A 17,753-nucleotide genomic window follows, 5' to 3' on the forward strand; every position below is an offset into this window, starting at 1 on the left:
TCGAACCCAACGACTGAACTTATGAAAAATATTATACTTATTACCAAAAGAGAATATCTTACCCAGGTAAAGAAAAAATCTTTTGTTGTCCTTACGCTAATGGCACCTATCCTACTTTTGTTATTTGGTGCTGTCATTACTTATATGTTCAAAGCGAACAAAACCCATTATAACATCGCAGTAGTAGATAACAGTCAGAGTTTTTCTAAAATGAAAAATTCAGGTGATATTACCTACCAATATGTCTCTGAAAAAAGTGCCGGCACAATAAAAGGAACATTAACAGAAACAGAAGCTATAGATGGGCTCTTGGTTATTCCAAAACTGGAAGATAACAATTACAGTAAACTGGAATCACAAACAAAACTGTACACAAATAAACAGATTGGCTTTGATTCCCGTAAAGAAATTTCTTCCGCTATTTCTGATGAAATAAGAAAGCTTAAAATACAACAACTGGGTATAAAAGAATCACAAATCCTGAATCTGAACCAGAATTTTACACTGAATACAGAAAACCTAAAGGAGAAAAAGCAAGATGATGATGCATTTCTTTTTGGCGTAAAATCTGCATTAGCAGGCATCCTGATGTATGCTACATTTATGTTTATCATTATGTATGGTGTCCGGGTAATGCGCAGTGTATTGGAAGAAAAAAACAACCGTGTAGTAGAGATTATTATTTCTTCTGTAAAACCTTTTGAACTGATGATGGGAAAAATTCTGGGGGTAACCTTGGTAGCCCTTACACAGTTTATTATATGGATCGCTATGACGGTAAGTGCTGCTGTATTTTTCAATCAAAAATACTCGGTCGCAGCAGCCGGTCCAATGGATAAGCTAGGAAATATTCAGGAGATTTTTACGATGGTATCACACAGCCTATTGGGTATGGATTACGTGACCATTATCGGTGTATTTATATTCTATTTTCTTTTAGGATATATATTCTACAGCTCTATTTATGCTGCTGTAGGCTCTGCTGTAGACAATGAAACAGAAACCCAGCAGTTTACCTTATTTGCTATTTTACCACTAATGCTGAGCTTATATGGCAGCTTTAGCATTATGAATAATCCTGAAGGTCCTTTAGCTTTCTGGCTGTCTATAATTCCGTTAACATCACCAGTTGCTATGATTGCCAGAATACCATTTGGTGTACCTATGTGGCAATTATTACTTTCCATGGCATTACTTGCCGCATCAGCTCTGTTTATGATCTTTGTAGCTGGGAAAATCTACCGTGTGGGTATTCTGATGTATGGTAACAAAGCTTCGGTAAAAGAGCTTTGGAAATGGATCAGAAGCTAACTAATTATGAAGTTAGAAATATTAAAATTCAACAGACAGATTTATAAAATAAAAAATCCCGGATGACCGGGATTTTTTTATGTCTTAATGTTATTTGTCTTATTTGAAGATATAGCTAACACCAATGCTCGCTACTTGTTCAGACTTACTCTTAGAGCTTAGTTCGTTTACTAAACCTTTGTAAGTGTTGGTAAGTCCTAAGTCATACTTAATTGTGAATTCCCATTCTCTTTTAAGGCTGTAACCAAGTCCTAATCCTATCCCAAAGTTAAAACTTGCTGCTTTACCGTTAAAACTGCTAGTCCCGCTATAATTAGGATCATAATATTCTCTTCCCTGAGGAACATTTTTAACGTTCTGGTTTACCAGGAAGTTAAATCTAGGACCTGCCATTGCAAAAAACTCAGATGGTGCTTCAGAGAAATAAGCTTTGAAATATACCGGAACACTGATGTAGTTATTTGCATATACTGCATTGTAACCATTAGCATTACGATCTCCGTTCTTAAAATCGCTATCCTTTCCTGTTTCACCAGCACCATAATATAGTACTTCTGGCTGTAAGAAAAACTGGTTAGCAGTTCCTATTGGGATTAAAGCTAATCCACCTGCCTGGAAAGTATATCTTGGTCCGGAAGGCCTGTGTGCATTGCTCACTCCTGAACGGTTAAACCCGGCAGTAACCCCAAATCTGGTATTGTTGAAGTCAATCTGGGCAAACGAAAGCGTAGATAATGCTAATGCAGAAGTAAAAAGTAATTTCTTCATAAAATTTCTGTTTTTTTAATTTTATATGGCAAATATAATGAAAACTTTCACTACATAGGCTCTTTGACTATCACATTTATACTACATTGCCTATAGGACATAAAAAAATCCCGAAAATTCGGGATTTTATTTATGTTTTTAGCAAACAATTATTTGTTTAAAACTTTTGCTACAGTAGCACCGATATCAGCAGGAGAAGCTACAACGTTGATTCCGCATTCTGCCATAATCTTCATTTTAGCCTGAGCCGTATCATCATCACCACCTACGATAGCACCTGCGTGCCCCATTGTTCTTCCTTTAGGAGCTGTCTGACCTGCGATGAAACCTACAACTGGTTTAGTAGAACCAGAAGCTTTGTACCATTTAGCAGCATCACCTTCTAGCTGACCACCGATCTCACCGATCATAACTACAGCTTCAGTTTCTGGGTCATTGATGAATAATTCTAAAGCTTCTTTAGTAGTAGTACCAATGATTGGGTCACCACCAATACCGATAGCTGTAGAAACTCCGAATCCAGCTCTTACAACCTGATCAGCTGCTTCATATGTTAAAGTACCTGACTTAGATACGATACCTACTTTACCTTTCTTGAAAACGAAACCTGGCATAATACCAATTTTAGCCTCGTCAGAAGTAATGATACCAGGACAGTTTGGACCGATTAAACGGCAATCTTTATCCTGAATATAGTCCTTAACTTTTACCATGTCAGCTACAGGAATACCTTCAGTAATACAAACGATTACTTTGATACCTGCATCAGCAGCTTCCATTACTGCATCAGCAGCAAATGCCGGTGGTACGAAGATAATACTTACGTTAGCTCCTGCTTTTTCTACAGCTTCTGCAACAGTGTTGAATACAGGCTTTCCTAAGTGCTCAGAACCACCTTTTCCTGGAGTTACACCACCTACTACATTTGTTCCGTATTCTATCATTTGACCTGCATGGAAAGTACCTTCATTACCGGTAAATCCTTGTACGATTACTTTCGAATCTTTGTTTACTAATACTGACATTGTTGATTTTTTGTAAAATTAATATTTTTTATTAGATTTTTGAAATTTAATTAAAGCCTGCTCAGCTTCACCGCTTTTTTATAGAACTCTTTTGCAGGCTCAGCAGGGGCACCGAAATATGTACCGGTTTTCAGGTCTTTAGAAACACCTGAAGTTGCCAGAACAACTGTTTTATCTTCAATAGTTACAGAAGATGCAACACCTACCTGTCCCCATAATGTAACCTCGTTCCCTATATTACAACATCCGGCAATACCTACCTGTGATGCAATAAGACAACGTTCACCAATAATAGTATCGTGTCCTATCTGTACCTGATTATCTATTTTAGTAGATTTTCTGATTAGTGTAACATCAGTAACACCTCTGTCTAAAGTACAGTTAACACCAATCTCTACATCGTCCTCCAAAACAACATGTCCAACGGATTGAAGTTTTTCGAAACCATTAGCTGTTTTACGGTAATAAAAAGCATCACCTCCCAAAACAGTTCCGGACTGGATAATCACATTATTACCAATAACTGTTCTGTCACCAATAACCACATTGGGATGGATCATACAGTTATCCCCTATTTTCACATCATTTCCGATTACTACAGAAGAGTGAATAATAGTAGCATCTCCAACTTCAAGATTATGTCTTTCTTCTTTGAAGTCCTGAGTTCTGGTAAAGTGAGTATTGATTAAGTTGAAATCGCGGAACGGATCCTCAGAAATAAGAAGTGCTTTTCCTTCCGGGCATTCTACTTCCTGATCTATAAGAACAATAGTAGCAGCTGAATTTAAAGCTTTGTCATAATATTTTGGATGATTGACAAAGACAATATCTCCGGCTGTAACACGATGTATTTCATTAGTGCCTAAAACCTGAAATTCAGCATCACCAACATAGCGTGCCCCGATAAGATCGGCAATTGTTTTCAGATTCTGAGCTTTTTTAAATTTCATCCGTTTATCTTTTATTTTTTGTTGCCGGACGGAACGGAACTTATAATGATATTACCTGTTTGGAAAAACTCATTATAAGTTTCGTTTCATTCGTATATTTTTTTTAAGATCTGATAAGATGCAGTTGTTCAATTGTAATCAACAGCTACATTCTATCAAAGTGCCATCTTATTTAATTCTTTCGATGTAGCTACCGTCTTCAGTATTGATTCTGATTTTTTCTCCCGGTTCGATAAATAAAGGAACCAGTACTCTTGCACCTGTCTCAACGATTGCATTTTTCAATGCGTTAGTCGCTGTATTTCCTTTTACACCTGGATCAGCTTCAATAACTTCTAAAGTTACAGTTGGTGGAATTTCCGCTGATAACGGAGACTCATCTGCTTCTTTTAAAACGATTGTAACCTCCTCACCTGCTTTCATAAACTGCGCATTTTCAATCATTTCTTTGTTGATATAGATCTGAGAGAAGTCATCATTGTTCATGAAATGGAAGCCATTTTCATCGTCATAAAGGTACTGAAATTTTCTGGTAATTACTTTAACCTCTTCGATCTTGTGTCCTGCAGAAAATGTATTATCTAACACTTTTCCGTTGGTTACACTTTTCAGCTTTGTTCTTACGAAAGCAGGACCTTTTCCTGGCTTTACGTGAAGGAATTCAATTACCTTATAGATATCATTGCTAAATTCAATACAAAGACCTTTTTTAATGTCTGAAGTTGTTGCCATTGAGTATTTTTATATTTTTTTTGTTTCTTTATTCTAATCTTTTGAAGAATTACCGTATCCTTTTACAATACCTCTTGGTGAGTTCTGGATAAAAGTAATAATCTCATCTCTCTCCGCAGTAGAAAGAAGCTCTTTTTCAATATATTCTATTGCCTGAGTAGCGTTTTTCTTCATTTGGAAAATAGCGCGGTAGATAGACTGGATTTCGTAGATTTTCTCGTTAGTAAAACCTCTTCTTCTTAAACCGATAGAGTTAATACCAGCATATGAAATAGGCTCTCTAGCCACTTTTATATAAGGCGGGATATCTTTTCTTACCAAAGTACCTCCGGAAACCATTACATGTTTTCCGATTCTGGAGAACTGATGTACCGCACTAAGTCCGCCGATAAAAGCATAATCATCGATTTCTACGTGACCGGCAATACCACTTCCGTATACTAATACTACATGATCTCCAATGATACAGTCATGTGCGATATGTACATTAGCCATAATAAGACAGTTGCTACCAAGCTTGGTATATCCTAGTGCTTTTGTTCCTTTGTTAACCGTTACATTTTCTCTGATAGTGGTATTATCTCCGATAATTACCTGTGTATCTTCACCTTCATATTTAAGATCCTGAGGAGCAGCAGCTATTACAGTTCCGGGGTAAATTTTACAATTATTCCCGATACGTGCTCCGTCCATAATGGTTACATTTGGTCCGATCCACGTTCCTGATCCGATTTCCACATCTCCTGCGATGGTTGTGAAAGGTTCTACAATAACCTGACTTCCTATTTTTGCTCTTTTATCTACAGCGGCTAATTGATGTATCATCACTTACTTATTCGGTTTTATTTTTTGCTACCTGTGCCATTAGTTCTGCTTCAATAGCTACAGTATCTCCTACATAGCCATATCCCTGCATATGAACAATTCCTCTTCTGATAGGTTCCATTAATTCAATCTTGAAAATAACGGTATCTCCCGGAACAATTTTTCTTTTGAACTTTACATTATCCATTTTGATGAAATATGTAGAGTAATTTTCCGGATCTGGTACGTTAGCCAATACTAAAATACCTCCTACCTGTGCTAAAGCTTCTACCTGTAATACACCCGGCATTACTGGTTCTTTAGGAAAATGTCCTACAAAGAAAGGTTCGTTCATGGTAACATTTTTCAACCCTACCACGTGGCTGTCAGATAATTCTAAGATTTTATCTACTAATAAGAATGGCGGACGGTGAGGAAGAAGTCTCATAATCCCGTTTATATCATAAACAGGATCTGCCTTCAAATCAAAATCCGGCACATTTTTCTTTTTCTGCAATTTATATTGTCTGTTTAATTTTTTAGCAAATTGTGTATTTACAAAGTGCCCTGGTTTGTTAGCGATAACTTTACCTTTTATTTTAACACCTACTAAAGCAAGGTCACCAATAACATCTAGCAATTTGTGACGTGCGGCTTCGTTTGGATATTTAAGAGTAACATTATCTAATATACCGTTTGGTCTGATAGAAACATCTTCCTTACCAAAAGCAAATTTTAATTTTTCTATAGTTTCAGGTGTCAATTCTTTATCAACATATACAATAGCATTGCTGATATCTCCACCTTTAATTAATCCGTGATCTAAAAGCATTTCCAATTCGTGTAAGAAACTGAATGTTCTTGCGCTGGAAATTTCATCTTTAAATTCAGAAATATGTTTCAGACTTGCATTCTGAGTTCCCAAAACTTTAGTCCCGAAGTCTACCATACAGGTAATTTCGTAGTTGTCTGCAGGGATTATTGTAATCTCTGAACCTGAAGCCGGGTCTACATAATTCAATACCTCTTTAATAACAAGGTAATCTCTCTGTAGTTCCTGTTCTTCTACGCCAACAGATTCAATGGCTTCGATAAAATATTTGGATGACCCATCTAAAATAGGAGGTTCTGAACTATCCAGTTCGATAATAACATTATCAAGATCCATACCTACCAATGCCGCTAAAACGTGCTCTGAAGTATGAATACTTACTCCTTTCTTTTCAAGGGAAGTACCTCTTTCTGTACTGGTAACATAGTTAACATCTGCTTCTACTGTAGGGTGTCCTTCCAGATCAGTACGTACAAACACAAAACCTGTATTTTCTTTTGCAGGTTTCAGTGTCATGATTACATTCTTACCAGTATGAAGCCCAATTCCTGAAAGGGTTACTTCTTCTTTTAAAGTCTTTTGCTTATCACTCATTAGTGCTATCTTTTGAGTTTATGTTTTCTAAATTATTAATTCTTTGTACGATATCCGGGAAATTACGGAAATGAACATAACTTCTTCTGAAGTCAGTTGCTGAAATTGCAGGTGATCCGTAAAGTACCTCGTGATCGCTAACGCTGCTGTTAACTCCACTTTGCGCCTGGATTTTCACCTGGTTCCCGATATTAATATGCCCTACAATCCCTGTCTGGCCACCAATCATGTTCCAGTGTCCGATAGTTGTTGAGCCTGCAATTCCTGCCTGAGCCGCAATTACATTGTTCTCCCCTAATTTTACGTTATGGGCAATCTGAATAAGGTTATCCAGTTTAGTTCCTTTACCTATAATTGTTGAACCAATCGTAGCTCTGTCTATAGTACAGCCAGCGCCTATTTCTACATTGTCTTCAATAATTACATTTCCTAATTGTGGAATCTTCTTGAATCCATCTGCTGTAGGTTGGAAACCGAATCCGTCTCCACCGATTACAGTATTGGAATGGATCACACAATTGTCCCCTATTACACAGTCATCGTAAATTCTGGCACCACTATCAATCTGACAGTTTTTACCAATTTTCACATTTTTACCAATGTAAACTTGCGGATAGATTTGTGAACCTTCACCAATAACAGATTTATGAGAAATATAGGTAAATGCTCCGATATAGACGTCATCCATTATTTTAGCAGATTCACTGACAAAAGCAGGTTGCTCTATCCCTGTCTTTTTTGACTGTAAATCCTGATACAGATTCATCAATACCTGAAAAGCTAAATATCCATCTTCCACAGCAATCAGGGCAGACGGATATTTTTTATCTTTATCTATTAGATTTTCCGAAATAATAACGACCGAGGCCTCAGTATTATCCATCAGGGGTAAATACTTAGCATTCGCAAGGAAAGAAAGATTACCTTTCCTACCCTCCTCGATCTGAGAAAATCCGGACACTTTTGTCTCAGGATCCCCTATAACTTTACCTTTAACTAGGTTTGCAATTTGCTCTGCAGTAAATTCCATAGTTTGCAAAGATACTAAAAAAGTGAATAATTTTATCTTTTCAGATCCTGAATTACAACAGGTAAAACTTCTCTTGGAAAAGATAAGATATATTTAGTGCTGGACGTCTTTAAATGCTGGGTTAATATCTGATTTTCGGACTTATCTAAAGCAAAAACATCTTCGGATTTACTTTTCAGAAAAATAGGTTGCTTGTTCGTATCATATGGCAGCAAAGTTCTTTCGATTTGATCCACCAGCCATTCTGCATTGTCTATCCCGTAGAACTCATTGGTCTTTTGGATAATTTTGTCCACAGTTTCTTTGTTAAATGCTTTTTCCGAAATAATATTTTTAGGAAAATGTCTTTGAGTAATGGATTTACATAAATGGCTCAATACAAGATCCGAATGGTTCTGCCAGTTTTTAAGCCCAAACATAATGTCTGAATCGTCCATCTCGGTAAAGCGTCTGAGATCCTCCTCAGTCATTTTATCAAATTTATTTTTCTTCAGGAAATAGCTCAGATTTTCTGTAGCAATAAGATCCTCACCCTGTGCAGCCAATTCTTTTGCTCTTTTCAGTACTTTTATAAGTAAGTGCTCTGCAACTGCAGATGTCTTATGGAAATAAACCTGCCAGTACATAAACATTCTGGCTGTTAAGAAATTCTCTATAGAATAAATCCCTTTTGCGTCAATAACCAGTTCATCCTGATGTACATTCATCATAGAGATAATCCTCTGGGTATTTACATTACCTTCTGTAACACCTGTATAAAAACTATCCCGTTTCAGATAATCCAGACGATCCACATCCAGTTGAGAAGAAACTAATTGATTGAAAAATTTACGATGGTATTTTCCCTGAAACATCTGTATTGCCAAATCAAGCTGGCCATTAAAATGCTCATTAAGCTTTTCCATTAAAAGAATAGATAAACGCTCGTGGTGGCAATCATTCATCAGTACAGATTCCAATGCGTGAGAATAAGGGCCGTGCCCTACATCATGCAAAAGTATAGCCAGTAAAGCTGCTTTTTCTTCTTCCTGAGAGATCTCTGTCCCTTTCATCTTCAAGGTTTCCAGAGCTGTAAACATCACATGTGTTGCTCCCAGTGCATGGTGAAACCTGGTATGCATAGCACCCGGATAAACCAAAGAAAGTAATCCCGTCTGTGAAATTCTGCGTAACCTCTGAAAATACGGATGTTCAATAACATCAAAAAGTATTTCGTAAGGGATTTTTATAAATCCGTGTACCGGATCATTAACGATTTTCAGTTTATTAACCATTCAGAAATTTTTAGCATCAAAAAGCTATACAAATGTAGTCAATTCCATACAGAGTTAACGGTTTTTAACGCAATCAATTGTCATTTTAGCTATTAATTAAGAACTTTTGGTCGTATTTTTGAAGAGCATAAAAAAGTTATGATGATTGAGACATTACAAATACTTTTCAAAAGAGATCTTCTGAAGCTGAAAACTGAGATCGAATCTTATCAGTCAGAAGAAAATATCTGGAAAATATCAAAGCATATCAGCAACTCTGCGGGTAATTTGTGTCTGCACCTTATAGGAAACCTCAACCATTTTATCGGCGCCATTACTGGTAAAACAGGTTATATAAGAAACAGAGAGGCTGAATTTTCTCTGAAGAATGTCCCAAGAACTCAACTAACAGAAATGATAGACAATACCATTCTGGTAATAGAGAGTACGCTGAACAACCTTAATGAAGATGATCTGAAAAAAGAATATCCACTTGTTGTTTTCGAAGATAAAATGAGTACCGAGTTTTTCTTTACTCATCTTACAGCACACCTCGGCTACCACCTTGGGCAGATTAACTATCACAGAAGATTATTAGAATAAAAAAGAAATAAAAAGAAATTATGTCAGGAAAGATATTATGGGTAGATGATGAAATCGATTTACTAAAACCTCATATGGTATTTCTGGAGGCTAAAGGCTATGCGCTGACTCCGGTAAATAATGTAAATGAGGCGCTGGAAATTCTGGAAAAAGAAAAATATCAGCTGGTACTTATCGATGAGAATATGCCGGGAATTTCAGGATTGGAAGCAATCCCGATGATTAAAAATATAGACTCCACTATCAAAATTGTAATGGTTACCAAAAGCGAGGAAGAGCACCTGATGGAGCAGGCTATTGGTTCTCAGATTTCGGACTATATCCTAAAACCGGTAAATCCCAATCAGATTTTGCTGTCATTAAAAAAGAATCTTCAGAGCGAAGATCTTGTGGAACAAAAGACCATATTGGAATACCAGCAGGAATTCAGAAATCTTAGTATGGAGCTTTCTTACCTGAACAGCTTTCAGGATTGGGCGGAATATTATAAGAAAATTCTGAACTGGGAGATAAAATTCGATAAAGTCCTGAACAATGAATTTTCAGACCTTTTACTTAGTCAAAAGGAGGAAGCAAATATTCAATTCGCTAAATTTATTGAGAACAACTATGCAGACTGGCTAAACTCTAACGAAAAGCCATTAATGTCGCATACTCTGTTTAAAGAAAAAGTAAAACCAGAGATAGAGAAGGACAAAGTACTTCTTCTGATGATAGATAACCTACGTTATGACCAATGGAAAGTTATAGAGCCTTTGTTTACCCGTTTTTATAATAAGACATCGGAAGATTATTATTTCAGTATCCTACCGACTGCAACACAGTATGCAAGAAATTCGTTCTTTGCGGGGCTGCTTCCTTCAGAAATAGAAAAAAGATTCCCTGAATACTGGTTCAATGATAATGAGGAAGGAAATAAAAATGAACATGAGAGAGACTTCCTGGAAGATCAGATGAAGCGTTTAGGATTATCCGGCAAACACCTGAAGTACCTAAAAATATTAAATGCTGACTTTGAGAGAAAAATCTACGAAGACTTTAATCAGCATAAAAACAATGACCTTTTAGTGATTGTTTACAACTTCATCGATATTCTTTCTCATGCTAAAACTGACAATGTTATCGTTGACCAGCTTATTCGTGATGATAAAACTTTCCGCTCGCTAACCGAGCATTGGTTCGAGAATTCTTCTCTGATGAAGATTATCCGACTTGCTGCGGAAAACAAGTTTAAACTGGTAATTACAACAGATCATGGTACTATTTACGTAAAAAAACCAAGTAAAGTAATTGGTGACCGTGAGACATCCACCAACATCCGTTACAAAACCGGAAAAAGCTTAACATACGAGGACAAAGATGTATGGGCAATAGATTTCCCTGAGAAACTATTCTTGCCAAAAGGAAATCTTAGCTCCAAATATATTTTTGCCAAGAACAATACTTTCTTAGCATATCCTAAGAATTACAACCATTTTGTCAACTATTACAGGGATACCTATCAGCATGGTGGAATTTCTCTGGAAGAAGTAATTATTCCGATTGCTATTTTGGAACCGAAATAAACAAGACAAAATTTAAAATACCGAAACATACTGTAAACAAACGCCTTTACAGCCAAAATGATAAAAGCCGGGTAAATAATTTACCCGGCTTTTTTGTTTTGTAACATTAAAAAATACAAATTTGCAGGATTAAAGAATAAAAAATGCTGGAAATTGAAATTTCTTCCATAGAACAATGGCAGGAAGTTGCTGAGAAAATCAAGCAACATCTGAAGCATAATATCCTGTTCCTGAAAGGTAATCTTGGAGCAGGAAAGACGACCTTTACACAACAGCTTGTAAAATCTCTGGGAAGTAACGACGAAGTTACCTCACCCACTTATTCTATTGTAAATGAATATGAGAGTCCAAAAGGCAAAATTTTTCATTTTGACCTTTACAGGCTGCGCAACTTAGAAGAAGTATACGACATTGGCATCGAAGATTATTTGGACAATGCCTTCCTTAGTATTATTGAATGGCCTGAGATATTTCAGGATGAAATTTCTGATCTGCCACACCACGAAATGGAAATCACAAATTCTGATAACACAAGAACAATAAAATTTAAATAGTCCTATCTTTGTTATAAGGATTGATATAAAAGTTAGAAAATGGGTACAACAATTTTTACACCTTTCACAGAAAAAGAACTCATTCCCAAGGAAGAGAAATTAGAAATTGTACGAAAGGAAAAAAAGTTCAGCATCGGAATTCCGAAAGAAACATGTCTTGACGAAAAAAGACTTTGTCTTACTCCCGATGCAGTACAGGTATTAGTACAGGCCGGCCACCGCATTATTATGGAAAATGGTGCAGGAGAAGGTTCTTTTTTTACCGATTTGCAATACGCCGAGGCTGGTGCAGAAATGACAACAGACACTCAGGAAGTATTTAATCAGAATATTATTCTGAAAATCAATCCGCCAACACTGGAAGAGATAGAATTCCTTAAGCCTTGTTCTTATATTATCTCTGCATTACAGATTAATCTGAGCTCCAAAGAATACTTCAAAAAATTATCCGAAAAGAAAATCAATGCAATTGCATTCGAATATATTATGGATGAGTACAAGCAGTATTCTCTTGTGCGTCTTATCGGAGAGATTGCCGGTACGGTTTCTATTCTTTACTCTTCCGAGCTTCTTGCACAAACCAATGGACAAATGCTTGGTGGGATCACTGGGGTAAGACCTACAGAGGTTGTAATTGTGGGTGCAGGAATTGTAGGTGAATATGCAACAAAAGCAGCTATTGGATTAGGTGCCAGCGTAAAAGTATTCGATAACTCTTTATCCAAACTAAGAAGACTGAATGTGATGGTAGACAGCAGAGTACCTACTTCTATTATCGATCCAAAAGAATTGAAAAAGAGCCTGAGACGTGCAGATGTTGTAATCGGTGCATTACCTAGACTTAATATGTTCCCTATCGTTACCGAGGATATGGTAATGCATATGAAAAAGGGCAGCGTAATTATAGACGTTACTGTAGACAATGGTAAAAGTGTCGAAACATCAGAACTTACCACTCTTTCTAAACCTACCTTTATAAAGCACGGTGTTATCCATTGCGGATTGCCTAACCTTACCTCCCGTATGTCCAGAACAACGACAAAAGCTATAAGTAATTTCTTCTTAAGCTACTTACTGGATTTTGATCAGGAAGGCGGTTTCGAAAATGTTCTGGTAAAAAATAGTGAAATGAAGCAGAGCCTTTATATGTACAAAGGCAGACTTACGAAGCAGGCTATTGCAAACAAATTCGGAATGCAGTACCACGATATCAACCTTTTAATTTTCTAAATGCGGAGATTCAGATTTTATTTAATAGGCCTTATTCCGGGCATCATCATTGTATTCTTTATTCTAAACCAAAAAGGAACCAGTTGTTCATATTTTCCAAATGACCGTGTGGTTGCTGAAACCCTTACAAAAGACTTTGTTCTTTCTCCGGATTTCCAGCAAGAACTAAAGGCATTGAACCTGAATGAAAAATTCCTAAAGGACAGTATTGTAAGCAAAGGAAAAATAGACTTTGATAGAAGTGAAGCTCAAAAGCAGCCTTGTCCAAAGTATTTGCTTTTCTACCCTTCCAAAAAACCTGTATATGAAGTACAGTATGAAAAGTGCAAGGAAAATGCTCAGTTTATCAACATCAAAAAGATAAATTAATCATAAACAAATGACCGGAATTTCTTCCGGTCATTTTTATTTATAATCACAAGTCTTTTATGAAGGTTAATACTTAGAAAGCTCTTCAATTTAAGAATATACATAAAGAATCAAAATACAGAGCAACGTCAAATTATTCAGATTCAATTCTGTTATCAATTACAAAAGCTGATCTGGGCTTTATTGGATTAAAAATTTGATTTACTTTAGGTAATCCTTACCTTTAAGTTATGAAAATCCTAAACTCCGATCAAATTAAGCTTCTGGATCAGGAAACTATTGCCATTCAGAATATTTCTTCATGGCAATTAATGGAACGTGCCTCCGAAGCAGTTACAGATGCCATTTTACACAAAGCAAAAGGTTTGCGGCTCTCGTTTAGCATATTCTGCGGAAAGGGAAACAATGGTGGTGACGGCCTTGCAATAGCCAGAATTTTACGTCGGAAAAATTTCAATATTACAGTGTTTCTTCTTCAATCAGACACTTATTCGGACAGCAATATTGAGAATCAGAAGCGTCTAAAGAATATAGGCTTAAATGTTATATTATTCAATGAAAACAGTCTTCTTGAAATTCCACAAGGAAGTATCGTTATCGATGCTATTTTCGGCAATGGATTGCATTCTCCACTGAATTCGGAATGGAATCTTATTTTTCGGCAAATTGAAAGTTCTTTACCTCGGCATATATATTCTATTGATCTTCCATCGGGCTTTATTGCAGATCATCCTATGGAAGAAAACTATCCATGCCTTAGAGTCGAACATGTATTTACTTTCGAGATCCCTAAATTAGGTTTTCTATTTCCCTCATCATACCAGTTTTTAAAAGATTTTTCTATTGTAAAAATAGATCTTGATGAAGCTACCAGAAATAGCTTCACATCATCTTATTACTTTACAGAAAAAAATAAGATCCAGGCACTATTAAAGTCTGTTTCCAAATTTTCGCATAAGGGAAGCTTCGGTCATGTCCTGGTGATTGGCGGAAGTCTTGGTAAAATAGGCGCTCCTATATTAAGTGCAAAAGCTGCTTTAAAAACAGGAAGTGGATTGGTCACTGTATACGTTCCGAAATGCGGCTATACTATTGCACAAAACAGCATAACCGAAGCCATGTGTCTTACAGACTCCGAAGAAGAGTATCTATCCACTATCCCGGAGATTTCCGGCTATCAGGCTGTAGCTATCGGAATGGGAATAGGACAACATAATAAAACAGGTACAACAGTCCTGAAATGTCTTATAAATAATCCTAATATGGCGTTTGTTATTGATGCAGATGCTCTTAATCTATTATCCAAATACGAAGATCCATTCAGGCATATTCCAAAAGATTCCATCCTAACACCACATCCAAAAGAGCTACAGCGACTGATTGGTGATTGGAAAGATGACTTTGAAAAAATTGAAAAAGTAAGAGATATCGCCTTAAAATATGAAATCAATATATTAATAAAAGGAGCTTATACCGCCAGTATATTGTCAGATGGCAATTGCTATTTCAACTCTACAGGTAATTGGGGGATGGCAACTGCAGGCTCCGGAGACACACTTTCGGGAATACTTGTTTCACTTTTAGGGCAAGGTTATTCATCCCATGAAACCTGCCTTTTAGGCACCTATTTACATGGACTGGCCGGAGATTTAGCAACAGAAAAAATACATCCGCATTCTTTGGTTGCTTCTGATATTTCAAATTTCATAAGTGCTGCTTATTTTGACCTTACCAAATAGAATTGACTTTACACAAATTTTAAAAGGAACTAATATTTTTTGAATAAAAAATTTTGTCACCTCATCCTTAATTTCTAATTTAGCCTCGTGAAAATGAACAACGCATATTATTATTCTAATCTTAACGACCGTTAGGACAAGAATGATATGTCAAAATATTAATGAACCCTGTCCTTATAAGACAGGGTTCATTTTTTTAGTATAATAAAGAAAACAGAATCATGAATATCAGTATTATTGGAACCGGGCTTATCGGCGGATCGATGGCCCTGAAATTAAAACAAAAAGGACTTGCCTCTAAAATTATTGGAATCGACAAGAATGAAGAACATCTAAAAGAAGCTAAATCTTTAGGGATTATAGACGACTATATGCCTTTTGAAGAAGGTGTAAAAAGCGCTGATCTGATTATTGTTGCTATCCCTGTAGATGCGGCCAGGATGATTCTTCCAAACATACTGGATTTATTAAATGATCAACAGACTGTAATGGATGTAGGTTCTACAAAAGATGGTATTATAAAAGCTATTAAAAACCATCCAAACCGTTCCAGATATGTTGCAACCCATCCGATGTGGGGTACCGAGAACAGCGGACCTAAAGCCGCAATGGCAGATGCTTTTACCGGAAGAGCGGCCGTAATATGCAATCAGGAAGAATCGGCAGAAGATGCTGTAAAACTTGTGCAAAGAGTTTATGGTACACTCGAAATGAATCTTTTGTACATGGATTCCGAAGATCATGATATCCATACAGCTTATATCAGCCATATATCACACATTACTTCCTATGCGCTTGCCAATACCGTTTTGGAAAAAGAGAAAGAGGAAGATACTATTTTTCAGCTGGCAAGCACCGGTTTCTCGAGTACGGTACGTCTGGCGAAATCGCATCCGGAAATGTGGGTACCTATCTTCAGGCAAAATAAAGAGAATGTACTGGATGTTCTAAACGAGCATATCTCCCAGCTGAGAAAATTTAAATCGGCACTGGAAAAGGAGAATTATGAATATCTGGAGGAATTAATTCTTAAAGCAAATAAAATAAGAGGAATCCTGAAATAGGTATTCGAAAAAGCTGAATAAGCAAGAATCGGGTTGTAAAACATTCTGTTTTGAGCAAAATTTGTCAGAAAAAAGAATGAGTACAAATTTTAAAATCCAGGGACTAAACCACGAGATATTCTCCCCATTATTTGCTTTGTCAGACGAGGAGTTAGCAAAGCGTAATATTGTCCGGAAAACAGTTGATAAAGCCAATGCTTTCCCCTGTCGTGTTAGTCTGGAGGATGCAGAAATTGGAGAAAGTGTTTTGTTATTATCATTCGAGCATTTAAAAACCAATTCGCCCTATAATTCAGCAGGAGCCATTTTTATTCGTGAGAATGCCCAGACAAAAGAAATAGCGGAAAATGAAATCCCGGATATGCTTACAAGAAGACTTTTATCCCTTCGTGCTTATGATAAAAATGATACAATGATACAAGCTGATGTTCTAAACGGGACAGAACTTAAAAATGTTTTACATCAGTGGTTCGAAAATACGGATATTGACTATATCCACATCCACAATGCCAAACCAGGCTGCTACAGTTGCCAGGTCAAGCGTTCAGTTTAAATTAAGGAAAAAGGCTTCATTAATTTGAAGCCTTTTGTTTTTGTTGATATTCACTGATTAAATCCAATGTATGCTGTATTGATGTTTGATCCTTCCAGTCATCATGACCTGCAACAACATACTGAACATCGGGAAATTTCTGCTGAATATTGTGTATAGACTGTGTCCAGTCGTTTACATAAGCTTCTCCAATAAACCCAAGGTCTTTCGAATCACCACTTTTTACAATGCAGCCTCCCACTAATACTTTGTCTTTAGGGAACCATACCACCACATTATCTGCTGTATGACCTTTTCCCGGATAATAGACCTGAAACTCAGTCTTTCCTACTTTAAAGGATTTATTATTATCAAAAGTGTACTTTGCTCTTGGCTTATTCTCTTTTGCTAAAATAGAATCTGTCATTTTAGTAGAATAAGTTTTTGCACCTAGTTTACCAAAATATTCAAGACCTCCGGCTCTATCGTCATGAGAATGGGTAGCAATGTTCATGATGACTTTCTTTCCGTGCTTTTTATAAATCTCGTCTGTAAAACTTTTAAATTTATCTTCTCCCCATGGAGAGTCTATCACCACTACTCCTTTATCCGTTACCATATATACCGCATTAGCCGCATATTTAGTTCCTTTAAAGGTATTATAGGTTGTATAAACATACAGATTATCTTTTAGTTTCTCAATTTTAACATCAGGATTCTCCTGTCCAAAAACCTGTAGTCCTGTAAAACCTAAAGCCAGAACCAATAATCCTTTTAATCTTTTCATCATTATCTTCT

18 protein-coding genes are annotated in these 17,753 nt (G+C 36.5%); 9 read left to right on the forward strand and 9 right to left on the reverse strand.

What is annotated here, in order from left to right; genetic code table 11:
• The first annotated feature begins 21 nt into the window (after positions 1–21).
• Positions 22–1,311, forward strand: coding sequence for an ABC transporter permease (locus tag ATE49_RS19755; protein WP_065083508.1), 1,290 nt, complete (start codon positions 22–24; stop codon positions 1,309–1,311).
• A 99-nt stretch (positions 1,312–1,410) separates the two neighbouring features.
• Here the strand turns inward: ATE49_RS19755 and ATE49_RS19760 are convergent, their stop codons facing one another.
• The 8 genes from ATE49_RS19760 to ATE49_RS19795 form a co-directional block, all read right to left on the reverse strand.
• Positions 1,411–2,079, reverse strand: a complete 669-nt coding sequence (locus tag ATE49_RS19760; RefSeq protein WP_065083509.1) for a porin family protein — start codon at positions 2,077–2,079, stop codon at positions 1,411–1,413.
• 149 nt (positions 2,080–2,228) lie between these two features.
• Positions 2,229–3,104, reverse strand: coding sequence for a succinate--CoA ligase subunit alpha (gene sucD, locus ATE49_RS19765; RefSeq protein WP_034869792.1), 876 nt, complete (start codon positions 3,102–3,104; stop codon positions 2,229–2,231).
• Positions 3,105–3,154: 50 nt separating this feature from the next.
• The gene (locus ATE49_RS19770; RefSeq protein ID WP_024565811.1) at positions 3,155–4,054 is read right to left on the reverse strand and encodes a UDP-3-O-(3-hydroxymyristoyl)glucosamine N-acyltransferase; all 900 of its coding nucleotides are present in this window, start codon (positions 4,052–4,054) and stop codon (positions 3,155–3,157) included.
• A gap of 168 nt (positions 4,055–4,222) precedes the next feature.
• Positions 4,223–4,786 (reverse strand): elongation factor P, encoded by a 564-nt coding sequence (gene efp, locus ATE49_RS19775; RefSeq protein WP_059324818.1) that lies wholly within the window; start codon positions 4,784–4,786, stop codon positions 4,223–4,225.
• Positions 4,787–4,819: 33 nt separating this feature from the next.
• The gene (lpxA, locus tag ATE49_RS19780; protein WP_065083510.1) at positions 4,820–5,611 is read right to left on the reverse strand and encodes an acyl-ACP--UDP-N-acetylglucosamine O-acyltransferase; all 792 of its coding nucleotides are present in this window, start codon (positions 5,609–5,611) and stop codon (positions 4,820–4,822) included.
• Positions 5,612–5,618: 7 nt separating this feature from the next.
• Complete coding sequence (locus ATE49_RS19785; protein ID WP_034869797.1) at positions 5,619–7,016, reverse strand: bifunctional UDP-3-O-[3-hydroxymyristoyl] N-acetylglucosamine deacetylase/3-hydroxyacyl-ACP dehydratase; 1,398 nt, start codon at positions 7,014–7,016, stop codon at positions 5,619–5,621.
• Complete coding sequence (gene lpxD, locus ATE49_RS19790) at positions 7,009–8,046, reverse strand: UDP-3-O-(3-hydroxymyristoyl)glucosamine N-acyltransferase (protein WP_059154952.1); 1,038 nt, start codon at positions 8,044–8,046, stop codon at positions 7,009–7,011. The genes ATE49_RS19785 and lpxD overlap by 8 nt, the downstream gene beginning before the upstream one ends.
• A gap of 32 nt (positions 8,047–8,078) precedes the next feature.
• Positions 8,079–9,320 carry an HD domain-containing protein gene (locus ATE49_RS19795; RefSeq protein ID WP_059345330.1) on the reverse strand — a complete coding sequence of 414 codons (1,242 nt, stop codon included), beginning with the start codon at positions 9,318–9,320 and terminating at the stop codon, positions 8,079–8,081.
• 141 nt (positions 9,321–9,461) lie between these two features.
• Between ATE49_RS19795 and ATE49_RS19800 the strand changes: the two genes are divergently transcribed.
• The 8 genes from ATE49_RS19800 to ATE49_RS19835 all read left to right on the forward strand — a co-directional run bounded on the left by ATE49_RS19800 (position 9,462) and on the right by ATE49_RS19835 (position 16,976).
• Positions 9,462–9,902 (forward strand): DUF1572 family protein, encoded by a 441-nt coding sequence (locus ATE49_RS19800; protein WP_065083511.1) that lies wholly within the window; start codon positions 9,462–9,464, stop codon positions 9,900–9,902.
• A 20-nt stretch (positions 9,903–9,922) separates the two neighbouring features.
• Entirely contained in the window at positions 9,923–11,467 is a 1,545-nt protein-coding gene (gene porX, locus ATE49_RS19805; RefSeq protein ID WP_034869801.1) for a T9SS response regulator signal transducer PorX, read from the forward strand.
• Positions 11,468–11,610: 143 nt separating this feature from the next.
• Positions 11,611–12,021, forward strand: a complete 411-nt coding sequence (gene tsaE, locus ATE49_RS19810) for a tRNA (adenosine(37)-N6)-threonylcarbamoyltransferase complex ATPase subunit type 1 TsaE (RefSeq protein ID WP_078402387.1) — start codon at positions 11,611–11,613, stop codon at positions 12,019–12,021.
• Between the two features lie 39 nt (positions 12,022–12,060).
• Positions 12,061–13,251, forward strand: coding sequence for an alanine dehydrogenase (locus tag ATE49_RS19815; protein ID WP_059154948.1), 1,191 nt, complete (start codon positions 12,061–12,063; stop codon positions 13,249–13,251).
• Positions 13,252–13,620 (forward strand): hypothetical protein, encoded by a 369-nt coding sequence (locus ATE49_RS19820; RefSeq protein ID WP_034869804.1) that lies wholly within the window; start codon positions 13,252–13,254, stop codon positions 13,618–13,620.
• Positions 13,621–13,850: 230 nt separating this feature from the next.
• Positions 13,851–15,359, forward strand: coding sequence for a bifunctional ADP-dependent NAD(P)H-hydrate dehydratase/NAD(P)H-hydrate epimerase (locus tag ATE49_RS19825; protein ID WP_065083512.1), 1,509 nt, complete (start codon positions 13,851–13,853; stop codon positions 15,357–15,359).
• 221 nt (positions 15,360–15,580) lie between these two features.
• Positions 15,581–16,423: a prephenate dehydrogenase gene (locus ATE49_RS19830; protein ID WP_065083513.1), complete on the forward strand. Its 843-nt coding sequence runs from the start codon at positions 15,581–15,583 to the stop codon at positions 16,421–16,423.
• 76 nt (positions 16,424–16,499) lie between these two features.
• Entirely contained in the window at positions 16,500–16,976 is a 477-nt protein-coding gene (locus tag ATE49_RS19835) for a DUF1203 domain-containing protein (RefSeq protein ID WP_065083514.1), read from the forward strand.
• 19 nt (positions 16,977–16,995) lie between these two features.
• Here ATE49_RS19835 and ATE49_RS19840 read toward each other — a convergent pair whose 3' ends face one another.
• Entirely contained in the window at positions 16,996–17,745 is a 750-nt protein-coding gene (locus ATE49_RS19840; RefSeq protein WP_065083535.1) for a subclass B1 metallo-beta-lactamase BlaB-26, read from the reverse strand.
• Positions 17,746–17,753: the final 8 nt, after the last annotated feature.

It is taken from the genome of Elizabethkingia miricola, assembly GCF_001675285.1.
GTDB classification, from domain to species: domain Bacteria; phylum Bacteroidota; class Bacteroidia; order Flavobacteriales; family Weeksellaceae; genus Elizabethkingia; species Elizabethkingia miricola.

Bases quoted from the DNA above. Each gene is read 5' to 3' on its own strand.
- porX (WP_034869801.1), top strand. From the start codon at position 9,923: ATGTCAGGAAAGATATTATGGGTAGATGATGAAATCGATTTACTAAAA.
- ATE49_RS19770 (WP_024565811.1), bottom strand. From the start codon at position 4,054: ATGAAATTTAAAAAAGCTCAGAATCTGAAAACAATTGCCGATCTTATC.
- ATE49_RS19760 (WP_065083509.1), bottom strand. From the start codon at position 2,079: ATGAAGAAATTACTTTTTACTTCTGCATTAGCATTATCTACGCTTTCG.
- ATE49_RS19820 (WP_034869804.1), top strand. From the start codon at position 13,252: ATGCGGAGATTCAGATTTTATTTAATAGGCCTTATTCCGGGCATCATC.
- sucD (WP_034869792.1), bottom strand. From the start codon at position 3,104: ATGTCAGTATTAGTAAACAAAGATTCGAAAGTAATCGTACAAGGATTT.
- ATE49_RS19830 (WP_065083513.1), top strand. From the start codon at position 15,581: ATGAATATCAGTATTATTGGAACCGGGCTTATCGGCGGATCGATGGCC.
- ATE49_RS19835 (WP_065083514.1), top strand. From the start codon at position 16,500: ATGAGTACAAATTTTAAAATCCAGGGACTAAACCACGAGATATTCTCC.
- tsaE (WP_078402387.1), top strand. From the start codon at position 11,611: ATGCTGGAAATTGAAATTTCTTCCATAGAACAATGGCAGGAAGTTGCT.
- ATE49_RS19815 (WP_059154948.1), top strand. From the start codon at position 12,061: ATGGGTACAACAATTTTTACACCTTTCACAGAAAAAGAACTCATTCCC.
- ATE49_RS19755 (WP_065083508.1), top strand. From the start codon at position 22: ATGAAAAATATTATACTTATTACCAAAAGAGAATATCTTACCCAGGTA.
- lpxD (WP_059154952.1), bottom strand. From the start codon at position 8,046: ATGGAATTTACTGCAGAGCAAATTGCAAACCTAGTTAAAGGTAAAGTT.
- ATE49_RS19840 (WP_065083535.1), bottom strand. From the start codon at position 17,745: ATGATGAAAAGATTAAAAGGATTATTGGTTCTGGCTTTAGGTTTTACA.
- efp (WP_059324818.1), bottom strand. From the start codon at position 4,786: ATGGCAACAACTTCAGACATTAAAAAAGGTCTTTGTATTGAATTTAGC.
- ATE49_RS19785 (WP_034869797.1), bottom strand. From the start codon at position 7,016: ATGAGTGATAAGCAAAAGACTTTAAAAGAAGAAGTAACCCTTTCAGGA.
- ATE49_RS19795 (WP_059345330.1), bottom strand. From the start codon at position 9,320: ATGGTTAATAAACTGAAAATCGTTAATGATCCGGTACACGGATTTATA.
- lpxA (WP_065083510.1), bottom strand. From the start codon at position 5,611: ATGATACATCAATTAGCCGCTGTAGATAAAAGAGCAAAAATAGGAAGT.
- ATE49_RS19825 (WP_065083512.1), top strand. From the start codon at position 13,851: ATGAAAATCCTAAACTCCGATCAAATTAAGCTTCTGGATCAGGAAACT.
- ATE49_RS19800 (WP_065083511.1), top strand. From the start codon at position 9,462: ATGATTGAGACATTACAAATACTTTTCAAAAGAGATCTTCTGAAGCTG.